Origin of the sequence: Terrabacter sp. Soil810 (assembly GCF_001429645.1) — a bacterium.
Classification (GTDB): domain Bacteria; phylum Actinomycetota; class Actinomycetes; order Actinomycetales; family Dermatophilaceae; genus Terrabacter.
In genome coordinates this window covers 371,959-394,844 of sequence record NZ_LMSW01000001.1, presented here as the reverse complement: position 1 = coordinate 394,844, position 22,886 = coordinate 371,959, and the positions used below count along the sequence as shown (strand labels likewise).

General features: G+C 67.4%; 20 protein-coding genes. 9 read left to right on the top strand and 11 right to left on the bottom strand.

Features of this window, described 5'->3' with window-relative positions:
• Positions 1–12: 12 nt before the first annotated feature.
• Positions 13–1,200 carry a hypothetical protein gene (locus ASG96_RS23060; protein ID WP_157610597.1) on the bottom strand — a complete coding sequence of 396 codons (1,188 nt, stop codon included), beginning with the start codon at positions 1,198–1,200 and terminating at the stop codon, positions 13–15.
• Between the two features lie 17 nt (positions 1,201–1,217).
• Positions 1,218–1,625 carry a TadE/TadG family type IV pilus assembly protein gene (locus tag ASG96_RS01755; RefSeq protein WP_057586237.1) on the bottom strand — a complete coding sequence of 136 codons (408 nt, stop codon included), beginning with the start codon at positions 1,623–1,625 and terminating at the stop codon, positions 1,218–1,220.
• 666 nt (positions 1,626–2,291) lie between these two features.
• Here ASG96_RS01755 and ASG96_RS01750 point away from each other — a divergent pair.
• Positions 2,292–3,467 carry a glycosyltransferase 87 family protein gene (locus ASG96_RS01750; RefSeq protein WP_057586235.1) on the top strand — a complete coding sequence of 392 codons (1,176 nt, stop codon included), beginning with the start codon at positions 2,292–2,294 and terminating at the stop codon, positions 3,465–3,467.
• Entirely contained in the window at positions 3,464–4,849 is a 1,386-nt protein-coding gene (locus ASG96_RS01745) for a hypothetical protein (RefSeq protein ID WP_057586233.1), read from the top strand. Before ASG96_RS01750 ends, ASG96_RS01745 begins: the two co-directional genes overlap by 4 nt.
• On the opposite strand, the gene ASG96_RS01740 is transcribed toward ASG96_RS01745, so the two are convergent.
• Complete coding sequence (locus tag ASG96_RS01740) at positions 4,825–5,973, bottom strand: acyltransferase (RefSeq protein WP_162262003.1); 1,149 nt, start codon at positions 5,971–5,973, stop codon at positions 4,825–4,827. The two genes, ASG96_RS01745 and ASG96_RS01740, sit on opposite strands and share 25 nt — an antisense overlap.
• Before the next feature lie 194 nt (positions 5,974–6,167).
• Here ASG96_RS01740 and ASG96_RS01735 point away from each other — a divergent pair, with 194 nt between their 5' ends.
• Positions 6,168–7,541, top strand: coding sequence for a hypothetical protein (locus ASG96_RS01735; protein ID WP_157610596.1), 1,374 nt, complete (start codon positions 6,168–6,170; stop codon positions 7,539–7,541).
• 16 nt (positions 7,542–7,557) lie between these two features.
• Here the strand turns inward: ASG96_RS01735 and ASG96_RS01730 are convergent, their stop codons facing one another.
• The 3 genes from ASG96_RS01730 to ASG96_RS01720 are packed head-to-tail and all read right to left on the bottom strand — an operon-like array spanning position 7,558 to position 9,553.
• Complete coding sequence (locus ASG96_RS01730) at positions 7,558–8,151, bottom strand: bifunctional 2-polyprenyl-6-hydroxyphenol methylase/3-demethylubiquinol 3-O-methyltransferase UbiG (protein WP_057586227.1); 594 nt, start codon at positions 8,149–8,151, stop codon at positions 7,558–7,560.
• Positions 8,148–9,068, bottom strand: coding sequence for a glycosyltransferase family 2 protein (locus ASG96_RS01725; RefSeq protein ID WP_057586225.1), 921 nt, complete (start codon positions 9,066–9,068; stop codon positions 8,148–8,150). Before ASG96_RS01725 ends, ASG96_RS01730 begins: the two co-directional genes overlap by 4 nt.
• A complete protein-coding gene (locus ASG96_RS01720) occupies positions 9,065–9,553 on the bottom strand; it encodes a GtrA family protein (RefSeq protein ID WP_082591557.1) in 489 nt (162 codons plus the stop codon). Before ASG96_RS01720 ends, ASG96_RS01725 begins: the two co-directional genes overlap by 4 nt.
• A gap of 435 nt (positions 9,554–9,988) precedes the next feature.
• Here ASG96_RS01720 and ASG96_RS01715 point away from each other — a divergent pair, with 435 nt between their 5' ends.
• Positions 9,989–11,476, top strand: coding sequence for a glycosyltransferase family 39 protein (locus tag ASG96_RS01715; RefSeq protein WP_057586222.1), 1,488 nt, complete (start codon positions 9,989–9,991; stop codon positions 11,474–11,476).
• A gap of 40 nt (positions 11,477–11,516) precedes the next feature.
• Here the strand turns inward: ASG96_RS01715 and ASG96_RS01710 are convergent, their stop codons facing one another.
• The 5 genes from ASG96_RS01710 to ASG96_RS01690 form a co-directional block, all read right to left on the bottom strand.
• Positions 11,517–12,188 (bottom strand): bifunctional 2-polyprenyl-6-hydroxyphenol methylase/3-demethylubiquinol 3-O-methyltransferase UbiG, encoded by a 672-nt coding sequence (locus ASG96_RS01710; protein WP_057586220.1) that lies wholly within the window; start codon positions 12,186–12,188, stop codon positions 11,517–11,519.
• Between the two features lie 12 nt (positions 12,189–12,200).
• Positions 12,201–13,223, bottom strand: coding sequence for an NAD(P)-dependent oxidoreductase (locus ASG96_RS01705; protein ID WP_057586218.1), 1,023 nt, complete (start codon positions 13,221–13,223; stop codon positions 12,201–12,203).
• The gene (locus ASG96_RS01700) at positions 13,220–13,975 is read right to left on the bottom strand and encodes a glycosyltransferase (protein ID WP_057586216.1); all 756 of its coding nucleotides are present in this window, start codon (positions 13,973–13,975) and stop codon (positions 13,220–13,222) included. Before ASG96_RS01700 ends, ASG96_RS01705 begins: the two co-directional genes overlap by 4 nt.
• Positions 13,972–15,153, bottom strand: coding sequence for a nucleotide sugar dehydrogenase (locus ASG96_RS01695; protein ID WP_057586214.1), 1,182 nt, complete (start codon positions 15,151–15,153; stop codon positions 13,972–13,974). The genes ASG96_RS01700 and ASG96_RS01695 overlap by 4 nt, the downstream gene beginning before the upstream one ends.
• Positions 15,154–15,278: 125 nt before the next feature.
• On the bottom strand, positions 15,279–15,524 hold the full coding sequence (locus tag ASG96_RS01690) for a hypothetical protein (RefSeq protein ID WP_057586212.1): 246 nt from the start codon (positions 15,522–15,524) through the stop codon (positions 15,279–15,281).
• Positions 15,525–15,848: 324 nt separating this feature from the next.
• On the opposite strand from ASG96_RS01690, the gene nhaA reads away from it, so the two are divergent.
• The 5 genes from nhaA to ASG96_RS01665 all read left to right on the top strand — a co-directional run.
• Complete coding sequence (gene nhaA / locus ASG96_RS01685; RefSeq protein WP_057586211.1) at positions 15,849–17,222, top strand: Na+/H+ antiporter NhaA; 1,374 nt, start codon at positions 15,849–15,851, stop codon at positions 17,220–17,222.
• A gap of 99 nt (positions 17,223–17,321) precedes the next feature.
• Positions 17,322–17,873, top strand: coding sequence for a phage holin family protein (locus ASG96_RS01680; protein ID WP_057586208.1), 552 nt, complete (start codon positions 17,322–17,324; stop codon positions 17,871–17,873).
• Between the two features lie 22 nt (positions 17,874–17,895).
• Positions 17,896–18,807, top strand: coding sequence for an alpha/beta fold hydrolase (locus ASG96_RS01675; protein ID WP_057586206.1), 912 nt, complete (start codon positions 17,896–17,898; stop codon positions 18,805–18,807).
• Between the two features lies 1 nt (position 18,808).
• Entirely contained in the window at positions 18,809–19,636 is an 828-nt protein-coding gene (locus ASG96_RS01670) for a serine hydrolase (RefSeq protein WP_057586204.1), read from the top strand.
• A 406-nt stretch (positions 19,637–20,042) separates the two neighbouring features.
• On the top strand, positions 20,043–22,886 hold a 2,844-nt coding region (locus ASG96_RS01665), incomplete at its 3' end, for a S8 family serine peptidase (RefSeq protein ID WP_162262002.1).

The window sequence follows — 22,886 nt, the reverse complement described above, 5'->3', positions numbered from 1 at the left end:
TTGCGTTGATGATCAGCCGGCGGGTGCCACGAGGACCGCGCCGAACGAGTTGCCGGGCGTTGGCGGGACGATGGTTCCGGAGCCGGTGAGCGTGCCGGTGACGTACCAGCCGGAGAGGCAGCGGTCGCCGCCGCTGCAGGGGACGACGCCGCTGCGGAGGCTGGCCGCCTCCTGCGATCCGCCGACCTTGAAGCCGGAGAGGTAGAACTTGGACCAACCCGCGATGTGGTACCAGGACTTCGCGCCACCAGCACCGGCCCCGGTGCAGTCGGGGTAGCCGGAGATCGGTCCCGTGGGCTGGGTCAGCTGCTTGACGAGGCAGTCGAAGATCGGGAGCTCGATCACCTTGCCCCGCAGGGCAGCGATGGCGGCGTCGCAGCCGCTGGGTGCCGAGCTACCGGTGTCGATCGAGGCCCAGCCGTTGACACTGACGAGAGCGGCACAGAGCCCCGCCGTGTCGTCCACGTAGCCGAAACCGCCCGCGGTGTCCTTGCCGTTGATGGCGCACGGGACTGTCGTCGTGCTCTTGAGGTAGATCGTGATCTCCGACGAGGCCGCTGGCCACGGGGTCTGTCCCGCGGCAGTGCCATATCCGGGAGCGGGCCCGGCCGGTCCGGTCTGGTAGACCGAGCCGTCGGACGTGTTGTTCTTCCACTCGCACTCGGAGACCACGATGGGGACCTGGGCGGTGTAGTCGCCGGGCGCCCCCCACGCCGCGCGGGCACAGGCCGGAACCGGTCGGGAATCGCCCGACCCCATTGCGCCACCGAAAGGCGTGCTTGCCGAGTTGGAAGTGCGAACCTCCACATAGGGCAGCAGGGCGGTTGCCGTGGAGGCTGGCAGACACGCACCGAGGTCGCTCGTGACCCCGGCTGCGCACGTCGTGGAGATCGGGACCAGCAAGGGGGACGCCTGGGCCACTGTCGAGGCACAGGCAGCGTCGACGGTAGCCCCGGTCGAGTTGGCCCCGGCCAGGCCCGCCAGCGCCGTCGTCGCGTTGGCCGTCGAGCAGATGGTTGCGTCCTTCTTGGCACATGCGACGGCCAGAGACATCACAGCGGCGTCGGAGGAGTTCTGCACGGAACGGCGCTGGGACGCGACCGATCCGAGGTCAGCGGTGATGGCAAGCATCCCGATCACCACCCCGCAGCTGACGAGGACCGTGACGATGATGGCGGCCGCACCACGGTCGGGGCGCATGGATTGCCGCACTCGTTTCAACCACCGCATTGCATGACTCCCGTCGCTCGGATGGTGCCGTCCGCAAGGGAGCCGCCGATGATGCGCATGGCGGGGCCCAGGACGATCCACTGGAACGGCCGCGAAACTGTGACCGTCGCTCGCAGTGTGGAGTTGGCGGATGGGCAGTAGACGGGCGTCACCGTTGCGTCAGAGATCCCGGGAAGCGCCGCGGCCACACGAGCTGCGACCTCGGTCGTCGGCGCGGGCGTCGAACCCAACGGCAGCACCACCGCGGCCCGAGCACCTTCTCGGGCGGCATTGGACAGCTCGATCTGTGCGAAATATGCGCGACCGAAGTCGACGATCCCGGCGAGGACGAGGAACAACACAGGGAGAACGATCGCGAACTCCACGGCAGACGCGCCGCGCTCAGTTCTGGCCATGCCAGATCGCCCTCCCCAGAGTTGTGCAGTGTCGTCCCGTGCCCCCCGGCGCGGACGTTGTACGAAAGATCAGATCTGACTGGCGACGTTGTTGAACGTCGTCGANGACCGTACTCGACGGCGGTCGCGCCGCGCTCCTTGTTGAGCAGCGTCTGGACCTTGGCAGCAAGCTTGGTCATTCTGGTTACTCCCTAGTGGGTGTTTGTCGGTGGTGTCACAGCGCAGATGTCTGTTTGGACTCGTGTGACCCCCGCCCACGAGCGAGTCACGGGTGCGAAGCCGTACCCCCGGCCCCGCACCCGTGGTCGTGCTCAGATCTTGCCGGCGACGTTGTTGAACGTCGTGGACAANCCGTACTCGACGGCGGTCGCGCCGCGCTCCTTGTTGAGCAGCGTCTGGACCTTGGCAGCAATCTTGGTCATGGTGAAGGGTTCCTCCCAGTGATGCAGGGCCACCCGAATGTGCCCCCCGCTGAGGAGAGAGTAGGCGGGCGCTGTCGACGTGTCCTGAGAATGCTTGAAGTTCACGACGCCTTGTGAAAACGCACCTTTCGGACAGCGTCAGATGGCACGGTTGTGGCGGTCACCGCAGACCGGTCTCATGGCCTGGAAGCCGCAGCCGACCTGGGTGGCTTGGACTGCACCAATGGACACCGAGAGGAGACGAATGACCACCGACGGCACGCTGACCGCGCCGCGACGCCACCTCCGGCGACCGCCTGGCATCTCACTGGTGGCCGTGTGGCTGGTGGTGCTGGCAGCGCTGTATCTCCGCTGGAGCGCCACGGTCACCTGGAACTTCGTCGACCTGACGGACTTCTACTACGGCGGCGTCTCAGTCCTCGACGGTGTCGACGTCTACGCGCCGCGTCCCGGTGTCCTGGCCTTCAACTACCCGCCGTTCGCCGCGGTCGCCTTCGTCCCGCTCGCCGTCATCGGACTCTCGGCGTCGAAGGTGGCCTTTACCGTGGGCACCCTCATCGCCTACGCCATGTGCCTCATCGCCGTGAGGCGAGCCGTCGGCGCTCGTTGGGCCACCACGATCCTCCTCGGGGTCGCGGGTCTGTCACTCGAGCCCGTGGTCCGGACGTTGGTCCTCGGGCAGGTCGGCGTCATCCTCATGGCGCTCGTCCTGGCGGACTGCTTCCTGATGCCGGCGCGCTTCCGCGGCCTGCTCGTCGGCATCGCGGCGGGGATCAAGCTCACGCCCGCCCTCTTTGTCGTCTACTTCCTCCTCCGGCGTGACTGGCGTGCCGCAGCCATCGCGTCAGCGGCCGGCGCTGCGACCGTCGCGGTGGGCTGGATTGCCGCGCCTGGCTCTTCGCAGGGCTACTGGTTGGGCGGTTTCGACAAGTTCGACCGCTTCGGCGAACTGGCGTTCTCCCCGGTGAACCAGTCGGTGCGGTCGTTCGTGTCCCGCGCCGCAGCAGACGCCCCACCCTGGGTGATGTGGGCCGTGATCGCCGCTGCCGCGGTGCTCGCCCTGTCCACGGCCGTCCTACAAGCACGTCGTGGCCACTGGACCAGCGTCGCGTTGAGTCTGGCGGGCGCGACGTTGCTCCTCTCTCCGATCTCTTGGACCCATCATTGGGTGTGGGTCGTGCCGACGCTCGTCGCACTCGTCCGCCTCCGGCACCTTGTCGCTGCAGCCATCATCGGGCTGGTGTTCTACGTGGCCCCCATGTGGACGGTTCCGGAGACCGGACCACTGACCGCCGCCCAGCTCCTCGTCGCCTACGCCTACCTCTGGGTCGCCGTCCTGCTTCTGCTGGCGTCCGCAGCCACTGCCCTGACCAATCGGCGGCGATCCGGACCGACTCAGATCGTGGCGCCGCGACCATGACCGGGGCGCGCGAGCGCTGGGACAGGGCAGGCGAGTCCGGGACCACCTCGACCATCGCTCTGGTCGCACTCGGCGCTTTCGCCTGCGTCGTCACGTGGCTCTCGATCGTCGGCTCTGACGCGCTGTGGCTGAGCGCCCTTGGTGACACCATCCGCGCCGATCGCCGGATCCCCGTGGGCGTGCCCTTCGCGGCTGCGCCGTCCGGCGACTGGGTCAACACGACGGCACTCGGGCAGGTCGTCTTCTCCGTTCTGTACATCGGCGGAAGCATCGGCATCGTCGCGGCCCAGGTCGTAGCGGTCACGTGGACCGTGTGGCTCCTCGTGGCAGCCGCGCGGCGTGGCGGCGCACGGGCGACCGTGATCGTTTCGGTGCTGGTGCTCGTCCTGGTCGGCGGCGCCGCGCCCTTGCTCATCGCGCGGGCACAGCTGCTGTCTCTGGTGCCGTATGCCGCGCTTCTCGTCCTGCTCCGCCGCGACCACGATCGCCCGTCGAGGTTGATCTGGGTGGCGATCCCGCTCATCGCACTCTGGGGCAACCTCCACGGGGCGGTGCTGGTCGGCGTCGCGGTGCTGGGTTGCTACCTGGTCTTCTCACGCCTGCGCCTCGAACCGTGGACGGCATTCGGAGTGGGGCTCGCATCGCTCGCGGCAACGTGCCTCAACCCTGGCCTGCTCCGAGCGCCCCAGTACTACCTCGGCGTCTTCGGAGGTGCAGCGACGAGTGACGACTCAGGGATGTGGAGCCGGCTGAGCCTCTCGAATCCGTTCGACGTCATGCTGCTCGCGGCCTCGATCGTCTTGGCATACATGGCGTTTCGTCATCGTCGACCGACGTGGGAGTATGCCGCCGGGCTGGGTCTCGCTGGAGCGAGCGTTCTCGCGGCCCGACACGGCATCTGGCTGGTGCTCTTCCTGGCCGTCCCCGCGACCTTGACCCTAACGGCTCCGTCAGACCGCGCCCCAGCGCCGACGCGCAGGCCGTGGCTGGTGCCCGCGGCGACCACCGTGACGGTCATCATCGCCGTGATTGGTCTGCTGACCGTTCGGTCACCCACGTTCCGCGTCGCCGACGCTGAGGCGTCACGGCTCGCCTCGGCCACCCGTGGGCAGGTCGTGCTCGTGGCCGAGCCGCTCGCCGAGTCGATGGCCGCAGCGGGCGCCACGGTGTGGGTGAGCAACCCGCTCGATGCGTTCGACCACGCCGACCAGACGGCATACCTTGCGTTCACGGATGGCGACGCCGCAGGCGCGGCGCGCGCGCTCGACCAAGCGGACGTCGTCGTGGCTGAGCCTGGCTCGGCCCCTGCGCGTGCAGCCCTGGCCAGCGGCTACACCCAGCGGCAGGTAGTCGGCGCTTACGTGCTGCTTCGCCGGGGATAGCTGGTCGCGATGACCGACGGCCTCGTGACCAGCGGCACGGGCACCCCGTCGCTCACTGTGTCGACGGCGCCGGACGCGCGCACGTCTCCTGCGCCGCGCAGCCGTCGCTCGAGTGGCCGTTCCACAGCGACGTGAAGCACGAACGAAACCCCCACGACAGCGAGCACGACCAGCGCGCAGCCCAGTAGCGAACCGAAGACACCCGCGGAGGCGAGCAAGGGTTGAGTGAACCCCAGCACGAGCGGGTGGGCCATGTAGATGCAGAAGGACCACTGGCCGAGGCTCACCACGGTGCGGCCCTGCAGCGGTGACGGCGCACCGACAAGGTCGACATGCGCGCAGACCGCGATGAGCATGACGAGACTCGGAACCATCGCGAGGGACAACGCCCACCGATCCTCGAAGCGGTAGCCGATGGCGACGGGGATCACGAGCACGCTGAGGTACGAGACGACGACGAAGACGCCGGCCCAACGCAGTCGCAGGCGCGGCACCCATCCGCGCGTCATCGCCAGGGCGGCGAGCGACCCGGCGACGAACTCGACCATGCGGAAAGCCGGAAGGTGGAAGAGCCATGCGCCCCACTCGGGATCATGCAGCTGCATCGCCACCCCGACGGCGAAAGCCAGCGCGACGGTAGCGGCGCCGACCACCAAGGGCCGTCGGACCCAGCGCCAGAACACCCTCACGAGGATCGGGAAGGTCGCGTAGAAGAAGAACTCACACGACAGCGACCACGAGACCCCGGAGAACGACCGTGCGACAGCATCGTCCGGCGACCACGCCTGCAGCAGGGCAAGATTCGCAGGGAGTGCTCCCCAGTTCGGCCTCGCCCCCCAAGGCAGCATCGCGAGCGCCACGAAGAGAACGTGCACGGGATAGATCCGAGCGAACCGCCGTCGATAGAAGCGCGGGGCGGTGGCGTCACCGCCCCACGAGTACGTCAGCACAAAGCCGCTCAGCACGAAGAAGAACGTGACCCCGACGTAACCGGCCGCTGCGAGGCGCCCCAGCTGACCGAGGCCGGGTGCAACCAAGGACAGATGGAAGACGACGACGAGAAGGGCTGCGGCGAAGCGCAGACCGGTCAGTGAACGCAGATGTGCGCCGGGTGAAGCCGTCACGATTCCCCCAACCCGCGGGCGCGGGGCCCGCAACCCTGCGACTCGAGCCTTGCGCCTGCCGCATCCCCGAGCCCGAGAGTAGGGGTGGGACACCGCCCCCGGGAGGGCATTTCCGAAAGGTCCGATTCGTCACCCTGGCCGGGTTGCCGTCGTCGAGTGACCATGGCGGTCGTCCAATCGACCAAACTGCGACCGTGTCCATTTCGTCGCGATATCGTGACGCCGCGGGTGCCCGCACAAATGCTCCGGGCGCAGATCAGGCCAGGAACGGGGACCACCAGATGGCTCGGCAGCACGTCGGCGACCATGCTCCGCGTGCAACCGGCTCACCGGTCAGATCAGTCCAGGGGTGGCCGGCAGGAACAGACCCGCTGCCGCGGCGCTGGTGGCTGTGGCCGCTCGTGATCTATCTGGGCACCCGCCTGGTGAACGCCGTCATGATCGTGGTCGCGAGCAACTCTTCCATCACGCTCGAAGAGTTCGTCGGTCGCGGCCACCTTCACTTCGGCACCGATGCCGGGACCGCGCCGCCTGGATATCTCACCGCCGTGACCCGATGGGATGGGCAGTGGTACTGGGAGATCGCTGCCCACGGCTACCCGTCCGAGCTGCCCACCGACGCGTCCGGCAACGTCGAGCAGAACCCTTGGGCCTTCTTCCCGCTCTACCCCTACCTCGTGCGCGGCGTCACGTTCGTGACGCGGCTCGACTTCCCTCTCGCTTCTGTGGCCGTCTCGCTCGTATCGGGCGCGGTTGCGATGCTCCTGCTCTACCGACTCGTGGCCCGCCCCCATGGATCAGTGGGCGGCATCATCGCCGTGCTGGCGATGAGCACGTTCATCTGCGCGCCCGTGATGCAGATCGGCTACACGGAGGGGCTCGCTCTTGCGTTCGTGCTCGCGGTGATCACATGCATCACGCAGCAGCGTTACTGGTGGGCGGCCCTCGTACTCCTGCTCCTCGGGCTAACCCGGGGGGTTGCCGTGGCGTTCGCGCCGGCGCTCGTCCTGTACGCGTTCCTTCTGTGGCGCCAGGGATCACTGTCGCGTCGACGCACCGTCGCCCTCGGCCTGCTGGCGGTCTGGGCCGGACTCGTCGGTATCATCTGGCCGGTCATCGTCGGTGTGGCCACCGGGATGCCCCGGGCCTATTTGTTGACCCAACAAGCGTGGAACCCGGAACTGACGTCGACTCCCATAGCCCGATTCCTCGAGCGCAACAGCGACATGCCGGGTGGGGTGACGACCGCGGCTGTCGTTGCCGCACTGTGGGCCGTCCTGCTGATCTGGCTCTTCACGCTCGGGCAGCAAGAGCCAATGCTTCGAGCGTGGACGATCGCCTACATCGTCTACGTGCTGGCCGTTGTCGACTGGAACTGGAGTGCCGTCCGCTACTACCTGCTCGCGATCCCCGTCTTCTGGCCGCTCGTCCGCGCTGGAGTCCCCGAGGACCGGCCACGCCAGCGGGTCCTCGTCGCCGTGGTGTTCGCGCTGGTCGGCGTGGCCGCACAGTGGTGGTGGATCCGCTACTGCCTCATCGTCTCGCGAGAGCTGGTGCAGGTGCCATGAGCGAGGGCGTGCCCCGTCAGGGCTTGGTCGCCCTGACGCAGAACTCGTTGTAGACGAAGAACTTTCCGGCGCGCCGCGGGAACGGGAAGCTCCACGCACGCTGTGGCTCCAGGTCAACGGTCCGGGACAACTGGAAAAGGTCATCACCGGTGGCAAACCAGACGTGCGTCGGATCCGACGCGTAACCACGCTCCTGTGGGCAGATGAAGAAGACAGTGCCGCCGGTCTTGAGGTACGGCAGGTACGTCCGGAGCAGGGCCTCGGCATCGGGTCGCGCCATGTGCTCGATGACGTGCGCGAGCAGGATCGAGTCGAAGGCCGCCGGCTGGGCCCGATCATTCGCCAGGAACTCGTCGACCGTCATCGCGTCGAAGCCCAGACCGCGGGCGTACGTCACAGCCGCCTGGTTGTGGTCGACCCCGACGGAGCCGGGGCCCAGCGTCCGTAGGTTGCGCCCGATGCCGCATCCGACATCGAGCGTCCGGCCGAGACGTTGACGTCGAAGGTGGAGCTGGTACGGCAGCTGGACCGGGACGACACGCTTCCACCAGACACGCTGGGCATGCTCCAGCCGGTCCGCGTAATCGGGATCTGCGGTGTCCCCGCTCATTCGGCGGTCAGGCCCGTGACCGGGACGGCTACCGCCGGTGACGAGACGGGCATCTCGATGGGCGGCAGCGGCGTACGCAGCTCGCGGGCCAGCGAGAAGTACGCGAGACGCCGCGCGTAGGCGAGGACCTTGGCGCGAGCACGTCCGCGAGCGAGGTCAGCTCGAGACAGTAGATCGGGACACGATGCAGCGAGGTCTCGGTGGAAAGCCACGACTTGACCGTACTGCTTGCGCGCGAGCGCGTGGCTCCACTGGCTGTCGCTCAGACGGAAGGATGCCAACGGCTCGGCCAGGCCGACGAACGTCCCACGCGTGAGCACCTTGGAGTACGTGTGCTGGTCGAGCACGTAGGAGTGCGTGCCGTCCCAGCCCCCGACGGCCTCGAGGCCCGCTCGGCACAGCAGGACACAGGCTGGCTCGCCGAAGGTGTTGGTGCCCGACCGGACGGCCCGGCGCACCGCCGTCCTGCCCGGGAGCTCGCCCACCATCTTGGGCAACCCCCACGACCGCAGAACGACCTCGCCACGAGCGGTGACCACGTTGCGGCGCGAGGCCACCATGACAGCACCCGGGTGGGTGCGCATCGCGGTCACTTGTCGCTCGAGGCACTCGGGAGCGAGCAGGTCGTCACCACAGACGAGCTTGATGTACCTGCCGGTGGCGGACCGGCTCGCGTTGGCCCAGTTGTCGTGCGGATGTTCCGTGCGCGGCATTTGAAGGAGTCGCACGCGAGGGTCTGACGCGAACGGCAGGAGCAGCTCCCACGTGCCGTCGGTGCTCGAATGGTCGCTGACGATGAGCTCGAAGTCCGTGAACGTCTGGCTCAGGATCGAGCGCAGGGTGTCGCGCACGAAGGCGGCGTTGTTGTAGGTCGGGACGACGACTGAAACCAGCGGCTCAGTCGCCCTGGCGCTCATGCCTCGACCGCCTTCCGGTGGAAGCTGAACCGGCTGTGACCCATCCAGCTGACGAAGGCGTTGAGCACCGTGATGCCGGCCTGGGCGACGAGCACCGGCAGCCCCGCCACCTCAACCGCGAGCGGGAGCAGGAGGGCGTTGATGCCGAGCGCCACGAGGTAGACCGACTCGAAGCGCCAGAGGTCGCGCAGCACTGAACCGGACACCTGGAACACCAGGCGACGATGGGTGACGAAGGCGAAGAGCACCGTCGTGATGTGAGCGAGAACGAGAGTCCACATGTAGCCGAAGCGCACACCCACGAGGTACTGATAGGCCACGAAGCACCCGAAGCCGAAGGCGGTGTTGAGGGCGCCGGTGAGAACGAACTTCACGCGCTTGTCGGCAAGAACACGGCGACCGAGACCCACCAGCCGGTCGATCGGCCGCACGGCGGCAGGCCGTACGACGAGGACCTCCACCCCGCTGTCCGCCTGTGCCGTCATGTGCCCTCCCCAGAGCCGGCGACGCTCCCCTTTTGGCGCCTACCGCGGCCCAGCATGCCTTGACAAAGAACTCATGTCCGCCGAATCAGAAACTTCGACTGGTCCTGCGCAACAGCGTGCGAGGCGAACGGCATCCTGCGCGGGACGGCCTCGTTGAGCGCCCACTGCCAGGAAGGATCCCGTCCTGCGCCGGGCATGCTGGGATCGAAGGGCGCGAGTCGCGACACCAGGATCAGCCGAGCGACCGCGCTGACAACCGGCACCACCCAGGCCGAGACACACCGGCTGCCTCGCGATGGTCGACCCGTCACTGGCATCACCTGCAACCCCCGGTGGACGAATAGCCGGTCAGCTGCGGCAGGTGGCATTTCACCACCTTTTCGCGGCGAATCTTGTACTTTCGCCGAAGCACGAGGCCAACACAGGAACGGACAGATGAGCGACGGACCAGCGTTCCCACCGGTCGGGCGGCGAGACGGGCTCCTGGTCGTGGCGATCATCGCCCTGGGAACGGCGATCCGACTCCCACAGCTGGGACACCTTCTGTACGAGTCACATGCCTTCCGGCAGACACAGACGGCCTTGGTCATCCGCGAGTACAGCCGCTTCGGCATCGATCTGCTCAGCACGCCACTGCCTGTGTTCGGCGCCGGAGCAGACGTCCCCTTCGAGCTCCCCCTTTTTCAAGCCTTGGCCGCCCTCCTGACACACACGGGACTGAGCGTCGACATGTCCGCTCGGCTGTTGGGTTTGACGTTCTTCCAGCTCTCTACGCTCCTGCTGTGGGTCCTCGTCCGTCGGTGGCACTCCATTCGAGCGGCGCACGTCGCGCTGGCACTCATGCAGTTCCTACCGTTCGCACTTGCGTGGGGAGCTGCCGCGCTGATCGAGTTCATGGCGGTGGCCTTTGGCCTTGCCATGGTGGTTGCGTTGGACACCTACCTGCGTCGAGGCACCCGAGTTCACTTGGCGGTGGGGGCTGTGGCCGCCTGGACGTGCGCCCTCGTCAAAGTCACGACGTTGGTGCCCTGGGCGGTGCTTCTCGTCTTCGCCGCACTATCGCTCGCCCGTACCAGACAAGCCGTATTCCGCTCAGCTGCAGCCGCGATCCTCGGACCCGGTCTCGGCCTCCTCCTCGCGACGACGTGGAGCAGATACGCGGACTCGATCAAGGCCAGCGAAGCAGCTACTCGGTTCCTCACCAGCACGGAGCTGGTCGACTGGAACTTCGGGACCATCGAGAGCCGCCTGTCGCTCACGTCCAACAAGGGCTTGGCGTACCACGCGCTGCTCGAGGTGGGGGGACCAGTCGGCTTGGGCCTGGTCCTCGCGCTCGTCGGCGCGTTTCTGGGGGTCGGAACTGCGTGGCACCGGGCGGGCCTTCTGATGACGGTTGTCGCTGGCCCGCTCGTCCTGTTCAACCTGTACGCGATTCACTCGTACTACTGGATTGCGTCGTTCCCGGCCCTGACCTGTTTGATGGCTTTGGGCATTCTGGCTGCGGTAGAACGCCTGACAATGGGCGCGCCGGCTCTTCCCGGGGTGACCGCCCTGCTCACTGGAGTGGTCATCATGGTTGCGGCGGTCGTTCCCCTGGGGTCCGACGAGGTCTCCCAGTTCAAGCACTCCAACACCGTGCCATCATTGCCGGCACGAGTCGCCGAACAGACAGGTCCAGACGATCAACTGCTCGTGATCGGCTGCGACTGGGACCCGACTCTTCTCTATGGGGCCGACCGAACGGGTTTCATGATCCGCAACGACACGGCGGACGCGTTGCCGCCGCAGTCGTCGATGCACACCTACACGCACCTGGTCTCGTGCGACCCGAGACTCGACCCCGCGGACTACCTCCCGGCCGGTTGGCAGGCTACGCCGACCGCCGACCGCCAGATCTACACCATCGGTCGTAAAGACGAGTGACAAACGCTGTGACGGCCGCGTCGACCTCAGCGGTCGCCGGTCAGTTGCTGGGACTCCGGGCGACGACGAGCATTTGCTTGCCGAGCACCCGCCAAGCTGGCTTGAAGGCAAGATACGCGCGAATCGACATTCGGGACACTGGCATTCGCGAGTTGCGCACCGTATATGGCAGGTATCGCGGTACGACTCGCGTCACCTCGAAACCGGTCAACGTCAACGCTTCCGAGAGGCTGTGCTGCGTCAGCGCGAGATGGTGGTCGAGGTAGTCCCAGTAGGCGCCTGGAAGGTTCCTGATGTTGGGCATGAGCACGACGATGCAACCGCCCGGACGTAGGACCCGCTGACTCTCGCCGAGAGTCGCGAGCAACGCCTCGGTGTCGGGGAGGTGCTCGAAGAAGTTCGACGTGAACACCGTGTCGACCGTGCCGTCCGCGATCCGGTGCATGTCAGCCGAGTTCGTCTCGAGCACCTCGACGCCCTCCACAGCGAAGGCTGCGGTGTCCGGGTTGAGGTCGACGGCGATGCGTCGCCTCGCTCGAATGTTGTTGCTGAACTCACAGTAGCCAGCACCGAGGTCGAGGACCGTACCGTCCACGGGCACGTACTGCTGGAACTGCTCCTCGCAGAGCACCGACCAGAGAGTCTGCTTGTCCCCGAGCTCGGCGTCTGAGAACCGGGCCTCGTACGTGGCCTTGAGGTAGTCGGAGTCCATGGTGCCGCCCTACTAGAGGATCCCCGACGCGACGGCCGAGCGGATCCACGGAATGGTTTCGTCGAGCATGTCGCTGAGAGTCGTCGTCGCCTCGAACCCCAGAACCTGCTTCGCCTTGTCGACGCAGGGCACGCGCTTCTGTACATCGTGCTCGAACGCAGGGTCGTTCACGACCGTCATCGGGCGCTCACCGTTCACCTTGGTCCAGATCTCCTGGGCGAGCTCAGTCACGGTCGTCCCGGTCGCGGTCGAGAGGTTGAAGTCCTCGTTGATCGCCTTGGGGTGGGCGACCGCCCTGACGATGCCACGCGCGAGGTCGCCCCCGTAGGTGTAGTGCCGGACCTGGCTGCCGTCGCCCAGGATGTGGAGAGGGTCCTGGCCCTTGATGACCTTCTGGACAAGGTCCGGGACGACGTGGCTCATGGCCAACGGGACGTTGCCCGACCACACCTCGAGGTCGCCAAGTGCACGGCGCTCCCCGATCCCGACGCAGTTGAACGGACGCAGGATGGTGAAGGGCAGCTGGTACTGGTCCCAGGCGGCCTGGGCGAAGTACTCGACGGCCAGCTTCTGGAAGCCGTAGCTCGATCGCGGGGGCGGCACGAGCCGCTGGTCGCCCTCAGCCGATGGCCAGCGGTCCGTCGACTCGAAGACCATCGACGACGACAGGTACGTGACCTTCTGCAGCGGTGCGCCCTCGCGGCGGACGGCGATGGCCGCGTCGCACGTCGAGGCGATGATCCGCTCGTTCTGCGCCAGTAGGTCATAGGCGTACTTGTGGAAGTACGTGATCCCACCGATGAGCGCCGCTCCGGCGATGACGTGGTCGACGTCTCCCATGAGCCGGCGCATCAGGGCCGTGTCCTGCACGTCCCCCTCGACGAACGCGTAGCGCTGGTGGTCGTCGTAGGAGTGCCGGACTGGACCGTACTTCGAGTAGTTGTCGATGCCGACGACGTCCCAGCCCTGCCTGAGCAGCTCCTGAACGACGTAGCCGCCGATGAAGCCGGCGGACCCCGTGACCAAAACCTTCATCGTGAACCCATCACCTTCGGGCTGACGTGAGCGTGCACGCTCTCTTGAGGGACAGCCGGGCCAAAGGCGAAGGAGTACCAGTAGAGGTACTTCGGCAACCATTCTCGGATCTTGAAGTGCGAGGCCCCGACCTCACGGTCGAGCCAGATCGTGGGGACCTCGGCGACTGGCCTGCGCGCACGCCGAGCCTTGGCCACCAGCTCGATCGCGATCTCAAAGCCGGATCGCGAGTCGATCCCGACCTCACGCACGAAGGCGGTGTCGTATGCCTTGAAGGCGTTGGTCGCGTCCCGTGTGCCCACGCGGGCCAGCAGGTTGAGACTTCGCCCCGCTGTCTCCGACATCAGCCGCTTCCCGACCGGACCCCCGCGCTGGGCTCCCCCGGGCATGTAGCGGGACGCGGACGCGACGACGAAGCCTCGCTCCACGAGACGTACGAGGTCGTCGATGACGCGAACGTCGTCGGATCCGTCAGCCATCGTGACGACCACGCACGGCGCCTGTGCATGGTCGATCCCGTAACGAACCGCGTTGGCGGGGCCCCGCCCGTAGTCCTGGACGACAACGCGCGCATGCGGCATACGACTGATCTCATCCCGGGCTGCCGCGATGGTGGTGTCGGCCTCGGAGTCGACCACGACGAGGATCTCGTGTGGCAGTGACACCGCGTCTTCGATGCGCCTCAGCGCCGTGACGATTGACTCGTGTTCGTTGTAGGCGGGCAGGACGATCGTGGCTCGAGGAGCCGTCATACGAGGGTCCCGTTCCCCTGGAGGTCCCACACGTCAACGACGGGCTTGTCCGTGAACAGTGCCTTGTACTCCTGGTGCGGCGCCCCGATGACGAGCAAGTCCGCTTGGTCGAGGACGACGTCGAGCGGGCTCAGTGATGGATCGCTCGTGACGTAGGGATCGGTTGTGAGCACTCGCTTCGCCCTGAACCGCAGGGTTCGCTTCAGCTTGTACGAGAGGCTCGAGCGGGAGTCGTCAGATTCGGCCTTGAAAGCCATCCCGAGGATGCCCACGGTCATGTTCTCGAGGTCGAAGCGCCCAGCGAGCCTGTCGACCACGTAGAGCGGCATTCCCTCGTTGACGAGCATGGCCGAATGACCCAGTGCGAAGGTGTTCTTGGCAAAGGCAGACAACTGCATGGCGTCCTTGAAAAGACATGGGCCGGCAGCGAATCCCGGGCCGGGCAGGTCAGCTGCTCGCGGATAGTCGAACGTGATCGCCTCGCGAATTCGTGCGAAGTCGAGACCGGCGTCGTTGGCCATCTCCCAGAACTGGTTGGCAGCGGCGAACTTGATGTAGCGCCAGGTGTTCGTGAAGAGCTTGGCCAGCTCTGCTTCCTCCGGGGTGACGACCATGCACTGGACGTTGAGATGGTCGAAGACTGCAGTGGCTCGCTCGGCGCCCTCGAGCGACATGGCGCCGACGATCTGCGGCAGAGTGCGCAGCTCGCGCAGCGCGTGACCCTCGAGGATGCGCTCGGGGCAGAACACAACCGGCGCCCTGACGCCTCGCTCCTCGAGCATTCGACCGACCGACCTCGTCACGCCCGGGTAGATGGTGCTTCGCAGCATGACGAGCTGGCCGTCGTTGAGGTAAGGGAGGCACTCCTCGATCGCTGCGACCACAGCGTTCGGGTCGGGGTTGAGGTGGTCGTCGACCGGCGTTCCGATCACGACGATGACGACATCGACGTCGGCGATCGCACGGGCATTCGTCGTCGCCGAGAAGCGGCCGGCCGCTCGGACCGCGAGCAGGGTGTCGGCGGCTCCTTCCTCCTGGAAGGGCATGACGCCCGAGTTCACACGAGCGACGGCGTCGGCATCGGTGTCGAGCGCAACCACGTCACAGTCGGCGGCAGCCAGGACGAGTCCGAGCGGCAGTCCGACGTGCCCACAACCGCCAACGATGCAGATGCGCATTGGTCCCCCTGATCCCCGGAAGGCCACTTCAGCCCCTCAGCGGTGGAGTATTCCCCGAGGTGACGGGGCGCGCAGGAGAATGGAGGAATCGTCACGGCACAGAATGGCGCGCCGCCGGGCATAGGTCAGTGTCGCGCGCGCCGTCGCCCGAAGATGGTCGACATGCGGGAGCCTCGGTGGGCCGCGGCCGCAGCCGAGCGGGCCGCTTCGTCCTCGCGCAGCTGCTGGAGCATGGTCTTCGGCTTCGGCGGGGGCCAGTCCTGCGCGCGCGGGTCCTTGGTGTCCATGTAGTACTCGGTCCACCCGTAGTCGTCGCGGTAGCGCAGCGTGCCGTCGCCGATGTAGTACCAACCCGCCGGCTTCTCGCTCATAGGTGACCCCCAAGACTCAATCCACACGTGTGGGATTCCCCCTCCCTAGACACAATCTAGGGCCGCCAACCGGTCGCAAACCACTGATGTCTAATTAGTCCGATTTGACCGTGGCGCAACGAGTTCCGGCCGAACTGATGGCGCGTCAACGCACCGGCTGGACGCAGCGCGCCACGCCATCTCTTCCGGCTACCGGTACACCGCCCAGGCCGCTCGCACCGTCTCGCTAGGATCGAAGCGGCTCACGGCGACGATGCGAGTGGCCATGGTGTGCCGGGAAGTCTGGTCGGCGACGCATGACCCATCCCCTGAAGGGACCACAAGGTGAGCGACCCGCACCCCACCGCGACCCCGTCGACACCGGACGGAGGCGGCCCCGGCAACAAGCTCCTCGGCCGCGGCAGCTGGCACGAGGCTCGCTTCGTCGCCGACGCGCTTCGGGCCGAGACCGTCGGCGGCGCGATCCTCCTGGCAGCCGCGGTGGCTGCCCTCGTCTGGGCGAACTCGCCGTGGCGTGACGGCTATGCCGCCCTGCGTGACACCGTCATCGGCCCGCACGCCCTTCACCTCGACCTTTCGCTGGGGACGTGGGCGGCCGACGGCCTGCTCGCGGTGTTCTTCCTCGTCGCGGGCATCGAGCTCAAGCGTGAGTTCGTCGCGGGCGACCTGTCCGACCGTCGCAAGGCCGCCCTCCCGATCGCGGCAGCGGTCTGCGGTGTCGCGCTGCCCGCGATCCTGTTCGTCGTCACGGCCACGCTGATGAGCCGGGGCGAGAGCGCGAGCGAGCTCGGCGGCATACTCCGTGGCTGGGCCATCCCGACGGCCACGGACATCGCGTTCGCGCTGGCGGTGCTCGCCGTCATCGGCACGCACCTGCCGAGCGCCCTGCGCTCGTTCCTGCTGACGCTCGCGGTCGTCGACGACCTCATCGCCATCACGATCATCGCCGTCTTCTACACCGACACGGTCAGCTTCCTCTGGCTTCTCGCCGCGGTCGTCCCCCTGGCCGCCTGGCGCCTGCTCCTCAAGCGCAAGATCACCAACCCGCTCGTCCTCGCGATCCCGGCCCTGCTCGCGTGGGTCTTCGTCCACTCGAGCGGCGTCCACGCCACGGTGGCCGGCGTCCTGCTCGGCCTGCTCGTGCCCGTCAACCGCGAGGTCGAGGACGACCCGGACCGGCACTCGCTGGCCGAGCGGATCGAGCACAAGATCCGGCCGTTCTCCGCGGGCTTCGCGGTGCCCGTCTTCGCGTTCTTCGCTGCCGGCGTCACCGTCGTGGGCGGCGGGTTCGGCTCAGCTCTCGGCGACGCGGCCGCAGTCGGCGTCGTCGTCGGGCTCGTCGTGGGCAAGACGGTCGGCGTCCTCGGGGGCACGTGGGCGGTCGCCCGGTTCACGCGCGCCGAGCTCGACGAGGACCTGGCCTGGACCGACGTCCTGGGTCTCTCCATGCTCTCGGGGGTCGGTTTCACCGTCAGCCTGCTCGTCGGTGAGCTCGCCTTCGGCAACGGCTCCGAGCGTGACGACCACGTCAAGCTCGCGGTTCTCTGCGGCAGTCTCATCGCCGCACTGCTCTCGAGCGTCGTGCTGCGGGTGCGCAATCGGCACTACCGGCTCGTCGAGGTCCGTGAGACCGCGGACCGTGACAACGACGGCGTCCCGGACGTCTACGAGACCGAGGGACGACTCGATCCGGCGTGATGGTGCCTGCCCTGCACGTTCGGGTAGGGACTGCGCAGTAGGGTTGCATCTGGTAGGCGCGACCGCGCAGTCACCGACGATCACCGAGGAAGTGAGCCGATGAGCACGGATCCCCGGCAGGAGCGGACACTCGGCCAGCTGGTCGCGTCCGCCACACAGGACATCTCGGCACTGGTTCGCAGCGAGATCGCCCTGGCCAAGGCTGAGGTCTCGGTGCAGGTCAAGAAGGCCGGCGTGGGCGGTGGCCTGCTCGCTGGAGCGGCAGTCATCGTCTTCTACTCGGTCTACTTCCTGTTCACGACGATCGCCGAGGGCCTCCAGGCGCTGGGCCTGCCGCGCTGGGCCAGCTTCCTCATCGTCACCGTCTTCATGCTGCTCGTCGCCGCCGTCCTCGGCTACCTCGGCGTGCGGAAGATGAAGACCGTCGACCCGACTCCGGCGAAGACGATCGCCGAGGCGCAGGGGACGATCGAGGCGATCAAGGCAGCGGTCGAGCACCCCGGCACGACGGTCCCGGCACCGCGCCCCGAGTGGGACCGCCCGGGCCTCCCGGCCCCGGTGCGCGCCGACGCACCCGGCACCCCCGCTGCGCCCACGTCGTCGAGCAACGGGAACGCTCCCGGCACGCCCGACCCGTCTCGCGACGCCTGACCCGGAGCTCCTGACCGCACCCATGTCCGTCGACGCTGCCTTCGTCAACATCGACGGCCCCTGGGAGCACCGCTACGTCTCCGCCAACGGCGCCCGCTTCCACGTGGCCGAGATGGGCGATGGACCGCTGGTGCTGATGCTCCACGGCTTCCCGCAGTTCTGGTACGCGTGGCGCCACCAGATGGTCGCCCTGGCCGATGCCGGCTACCGCGTCGCGGCGATGGACCTCCGCGGCTACGGCGGATCCGACAAGCCGCCGCGCGGCTACGACACATACATGGCGACCCTCGACGCTGCGAGCGTCATCCGGGCCCTCGGTGAGAAGGACGCCGTCGTCATGGGCCAGGGGCTCGGCGGCTGGATCGCCTGGTGCATGCCGACCCTGCGACCCGACGTGACCCGCGCCATCACGTCCCTGTCGATGCCGCACCCGCGGATCATGCGGCACGCGACGTGGTCCAACCCCAAGCAGCGCCGGGCCTCGTCGTGGATCGCCGGGCTGCAGAAGCCCTTCTCCCCCGAGCGCGAGATGACGAAGTCGCACGCCTACGTCGAGGACCTCCTCCGCTCGTGGGCCTCGCCTTTCGGCTCGTTCCCCACGGCCGCGGACGTCTCCCGGTACGGCGACGCGATGATGATCCCCTTCGTCGCCCACTCGGCCGCGGAGCACTACCGCTGGCTCGGCCGGTCGTCGGTGCGCCCGGACGGCCCGATCTTCATGCGCCGCATCCGGCACGCGGTCCGCGTCCCGGTCCTCCAGCTGCAGGGCAGCGACGACGGGTGCGTCATCGCCCCCGCCACCCACGGGTCCGGAGCCTTCGTGCTCGGCGACTACCGCCACGTCAAGGTCCCCGGTGCCGGGCACTTCCTCACCGAGGAGGCCCCCGACCAGGTCAACGCCGCCCTCCTCACCTGGCTGGGTTCCCTTGCCTGACATGGATCTCGAGCTTCCCGACGCCGGCGGAGTCACGTGGTCGGTGTGCGTCCGTGACGGATTGGGTATGCCGTTGGCTTCCGCGGGTGCCGACGCTCCGTTGCGCACGGCTTCCGTCGGCAAGGTGCTGCTCCTCGTGGAGACGGCCCGGCTCATCGCTGCCGGCGAGCTCTCACCCGACGAGCCGCTGACCCGGTCGGTCGACCTCTGGGTCGGCGACTCCGGCCTGTGGCACACCTTGTCGGTCGAGACGCTGCCCCTCATCGACGTCGCGGCCCTCATCGGCGCCGTCTCCGACAACCTCGCCACCAACGTCCTGCTCCGGCGCGTCGGGCTCGCCGAGGTCGCAGCCCGCGCCACGTCCCTCGGCCTGCGTGCAACCGCCCTGCACGACCGGGTGCGCGACGTCCGCGGCGCCGACCACCCGGCCACCCTGTCGACCGGCACCGCCGCCGAGCTGAGCCAGCTCATGGCACGACTCGCGTCGGGCACCGCGGCTGGCCCGGACGCGGATCGGCTGGTGCGCCAGTGGCTCTCGGCCAACGTCGACCAGTCAATGGTCGGCTCGGCCCTCGTCGAGCAGGGCGGCCTCGACCCGATCGCCCACCATGCGTCGCTGGACCTGCCGACGACGTTCTGGAACAAGACCGGGACCGATGCAGGCGTGCGGGCCGACGTCGGCGCGGTGACCGCGGGCGACCGGACGGTCACCTGGGCCGCAGTGGCCAACTGGGACCCCTCCCCCGGCACGACGCTCGACCACCTCACGGTCTGGGCAGTGCTTCGCGGGATGCGCCACATCGGCGAGCAGGTCCTCACCCAGCTCTGAGGAATACCGAACCGGCATCCCCGCGCAAACCGAAGCAATCATCAACAGGCTGCGCCGATGGAAGGCACTTGTCCTTCACCGAACGCCACTCATTCTTATGGGATCGGTGGTGGTGAGACGCGTGATTTGTCGTAAAGGCCTCACCTATGCGGGAGCAAAACACCGCAATTCAGACACAGCCAATTCCCATGCCCCTCAAAGGAACCCAGATATATGGATTCCGCATACGCGCGTCCTCTCGTCGTCTTACTTTGTGCCCACGTCGAGTCGCGGGGGCGGGAGTGTCGACGCTCAAAGGGGAGGGACCCACGCCATGCCTGCACGCCGAATTCTCGCTGCGCCGACTATTAAGAAGAACGGGCGCCGACTTCGGCCATTCCGCTGGGCACGTCGAACAACTGCCGCCATGGCCGTCATGGCCACCGTGGCGGTGCTGGGCGGGACCACCCTTCCGGCCGGGGCTCTGACATCCTCCGACCCTTCCCCCACCGCAACCAGCGACCCAACACCGTCGACGGCACCGAGTTCCACGACGGTAGCGACCGAACCCCGCAACAGCTACATCGTCGAGTTCATTTCTGGCACGTCCGCCGCTCAACAGCAGGACGCCCTGGACGCGGCAGACGCTGTGAGCACTCAAGCCATTCCTGCGCTACGCATGCACTCCGCCTCCCTTACCGACGCAGGGGTGACCACGCTTCGCGCCAACCCGGACGTCACTCGGGTCGAGGCCGACAAGGTGCGCGAGGCACAAGGAACACCGAACGACCCGGCATACGACAGCCAGTGGGCGCTACCCAAGATCGGCTGGGACTCGGCGTACGGCACTGTGACCCCCGCCGGATCGGCAACCGTCGCGGTGCTGGACACCGGCGTCGACCCCACAGCAGATCTCACCGGCAACCTCGTTGCCGGCGCTTCCATGCTCGAGGGGGTCAGTGACACTGCGGACCCCAACGGGCACGGCACCGCAATGGCCTCCATCGTCGCGGCCGGCACCAACAATGGCACCGGCATCGCCGGTGTCGGCTTCGCGGGCGTCTCCGTAATGCCCGTCAAGGTCCTCGGCGCGGATGGCACCGGTCAGGACTCCGACATCGTCGCCGGAGTTGTGTATGCCGCCGACCACGGTGCCGACGTGATCCTGATGGCCTTCTCGAACCCGGGCCGCAGTGATGCACTCCAGGCCGCCGCCGACTACGCCTGGTCGAAGGGCGTCGTCCTGGTCGCAGCGACCGGCAACGACGCGTCCACCGTGGCGACGTACCCCGCGGGTCTCGCCAAGGTCGTGGGGGTCTCCGCCACGACCCGTGACGACAACCTATGGGCCGGCTCCAACTCCGGCGACGACACCTTCCTGGCCGCGCCTGGAGATGACATCGCCTCCGGAGCCGGAGCGGTCACCGGCACCTCGGCCTCCGCCGCCATCGCCGCGGGTGCTGCAGCCCTCGTGAAGGCCAACGACCCCGCCGCCTCGAACGGCGTCATCGTCGGACGGCTGGCCCGCACCACGGATGCCGCCGGTTCGGTTTCCGACACCGGCAACGGTCGCGTGAACCTGGCGCGCGCGCTGGGCGACGACTCGACCGATGCCGTCGTGCCCGTTGGTGTCGCCGGCAACGGCGGTCCGATCGTCGGACCGTACGTCGCCGCGGCAAATGTGAGCGGACAGCTCCAAGCCCAGGACAATCCGTTCTGCATCAGCGGATCCGGCTGCACGTCGCCGTGGCAGACCACCAGCCTGAACTCGACCAGCCCCGGCTGGAGCGAGCTCGCCACCGTGCCGATGCGGGTCTTCTTCCCGGCGGGGCAGCAGAGCGCGGCGACGACCACTTTCCAGATTGCCGTTGACCACTCCAAGTCCGGGAGCCAGGGCCTCGACATCCTCGAGGGTCTGCAGGACGCAGCGAACCGCAGCCCCAACGTCACCTTGACCAACGTGGTGTTTTCGAGGACCACGAATGGCGCCGGTGCCGAGACCCTCAACTACGCGTTCGACGTGAAGCTGACAGACAACAACTCCGGCTTCATCGCCTTCACCACTGCGCTCATGGCAGGTGCGCACAACTTCACCGGCAACTCGCTGTCAGTCCAGCTCACGCCGGGCGGCGGGACCATCGGCTTCACCAAGCCTCAGGCGGCGCCCGGTGCTCCGGACCTGCGATTGGTGAAGACCGCTCTCGCCACCGCAGCGCCCGGCCAGACGGTGACCTACAGCTTGGCCTATCGCAACGCGGGCTTGGATGCTGCCACCAAGGTGCAGATGACAGACGTCCTGCCCGCAGGCGTTTCCTACGTGGCCAACAGCTGCTCCAGCCCTTGCAAGTACGACGCTCTGAGCAACACTCTGTCGTGGAAGCTCGGAACGATAAACGGCGGCTCCACGAGCGTGACTCGGACCTACCGGGTGAAGGTGGGGAGTCTTGCCAACAATGCGACCTTCACCAACGACGCCAAGATCCTGAGCGCCGAGAACGAGGCGAACCTCGCGGACAACTACAGCAAGGTCACGACCACCGTCGTCGTCCCGGGTGTCTCCGGCACGGTGTTTGACGACGCGAACGCCAACGGCTGGGACGAGACGGATCCCGGTCTGCCCGGCGCGACGGTCAAGCTCTACCTCGACACGAACAACAACGGCTCCTACAACGTGGGGACGGACCTGGTCTCGACAGGCGTCACCACCAACAGCATCACGACGACGAGCACCGGTGACTGGTCCTTCGGCCCGATCAACCTCGGAGCGAGCACCATCCGGACGTTCTTCGTGGTTCGGACCAACCCCTCTGGGTACTCGTCGACCGGCTCCACCAAGGGCACCGACGTCCCGAGCGCAACGACCACCGCCCTGTCCGACGACGTGATCAAGGTCGTCTTCCCCTCGGGCAGCAACGTCACCGGCGCCAGTGCCGACAACAGGTTCCTGGCCAGGATCGCGAAGCAGAACCAGACCATTACCTTCGTGCAGCCCACCACTCCCGCGGCTTACGGCTCCACGTTCAACGTCAGTCCGACCGCAAGCTCCGGGCTCTCTGTCACACTGGCGGCCAGTGGGGGTTGTTCTCTCGCAACCGCAGCCAGCGGCTGGGACGTCACCATGACGAGCAGCACAACCAGCTGTGTCCTCGTCGCCTCGCAAGCAGGCAACGGCAGCTACAACTCCGCCACTGATGTGTCGCAGACCGTGGCAGCCAAGAAGGCGACGCTCAACGTCAACGCCGTAGCCAAGTCGAAGACGTACGGCGACACC

What these genes read in the sequence shown, in the direction of transcription:
- ASG96_RS01670 (WP_057586204.1), top strand. Translation starts at nt 18,809, where the DNA reads ATGGATCTCGAGCTTCCCGACGCCGGCGGAGTCACGTGGTCGGTGTGC.
- ASG96_RS01695 (WP_057586214.1), bottom strand. Translation starts at nt 15,153, where the DNA reads ATGCGCATCTGCATCGTTGGCGGTTGTGGGCACGTCGGACTGCCGCTC.
- ASG96_RS01720 (WP_082591557.1), bottom strand. Translation starts at nt 9,553, where the DNA reads ATGACGGCACAGGCGGACAGCGGGGTGGAGGTCCTCGTCGTACGGCCT.
- ASG96_RS01705 (WP_057586218.1), bottom strand. Translation starts at nt 13,223, where the DNA reads ATGAAGGTTTTGGTCACGGGGTCCGCCGGCTTCATCGGCGGCTACGTC.
- ASG96_RS01730 (WP_057586227.1), bottom strand. Translation starts at nt 8,151, where the DNA reads ATGAGCGGGGACACCGCAGATCCCGATTACGCGGACCGGCTGGAGCAT.
- ASG96_RS01680 (WP_057586208.1), top strand. Translation starts at nt 17,322, where the DNA reads ATGAGCACGGATCCCCGGCAGGAGCGGACACTCGGCCAGCTGGTCGCG.
- ASG96_RS01700 (WP_057586216.1), bottom strand. Translation starts at nt 13,975, where the DNA reads ATGACGGCTCCTCGAGCCACGATCGTCCTGCCCGCCTACAACGAACAC.
- ASG96_RS01715 (WP_057586222.1), top strand. Translation starts at nt 9,989, where the DNA reads ATGAGCGACGGACCAGCGTTCCCACCGGTCGGGCGGCGAGACGGGCTC.
- ASG96_RS01750 (WP_057586235.1), top strand. Translation starts at nt 2,292, where the DNA reads ATGACCACCGACGGCACGCTGACCGCGCCGCGACGCCACCTCCGGCGA.
- ASG96_RS01710 (WP_057586220.1), bottom strand. Translation starts at nt 12,188, where the DNA reads ATGGACTCCGACTACCTCAAGGCCACGTACGAGGCCCGGTTCTCAGAC.
- ASG96_RS01745 (WP_057586233.1), top strand. Translation starts at nt 3,464, where the DNA reads ATGACCGGGGCGCGCGAGCGCTGGGACAGGGCAGGCGAGTCCGGGACC.
- ASG96_RS01755 (WP_057586237.1), bottom strand. Translation starts at nt 1,625, where the DNA reads ATGGCCAGAACTGAGCGCGGCGCGTCTGCCGTGGAGTTCGCGATCGTT.
- ASG96_RS23060 (WP_157610597.1), bottom strand. Translation starts at nt 1,200, where the DNA reads ATGCGCCCCGACCGTGGTGCGGCCGCCATCATCGTCACGGTCCTCGTC.
- ASG96_RS01675 (WP_057586206.1), top strand. Translation starts at nt 17,896, where the DNA reads ATGTCCGTCGACGCTGCCTTCGTCAACATCGACGGCCCCTGGGAGCAC.
- ASG96_RS01690 (WP_057586212.1), bottom strand. Translation starts at nt 15,524, where the DNA reads ATGAGCGAGAAGCCGGCGGGTTGGTACTACATCGGCGACGGCACGCTG.
- ASG96_RS01725 (WP_057586225.1), bottom strand. Translation starts at nt 9,068, where the DNA reads ATGAGCGCCAGGGCGACTGAGCCGCTGGTTTCAGTCGTCGTCCCGACC.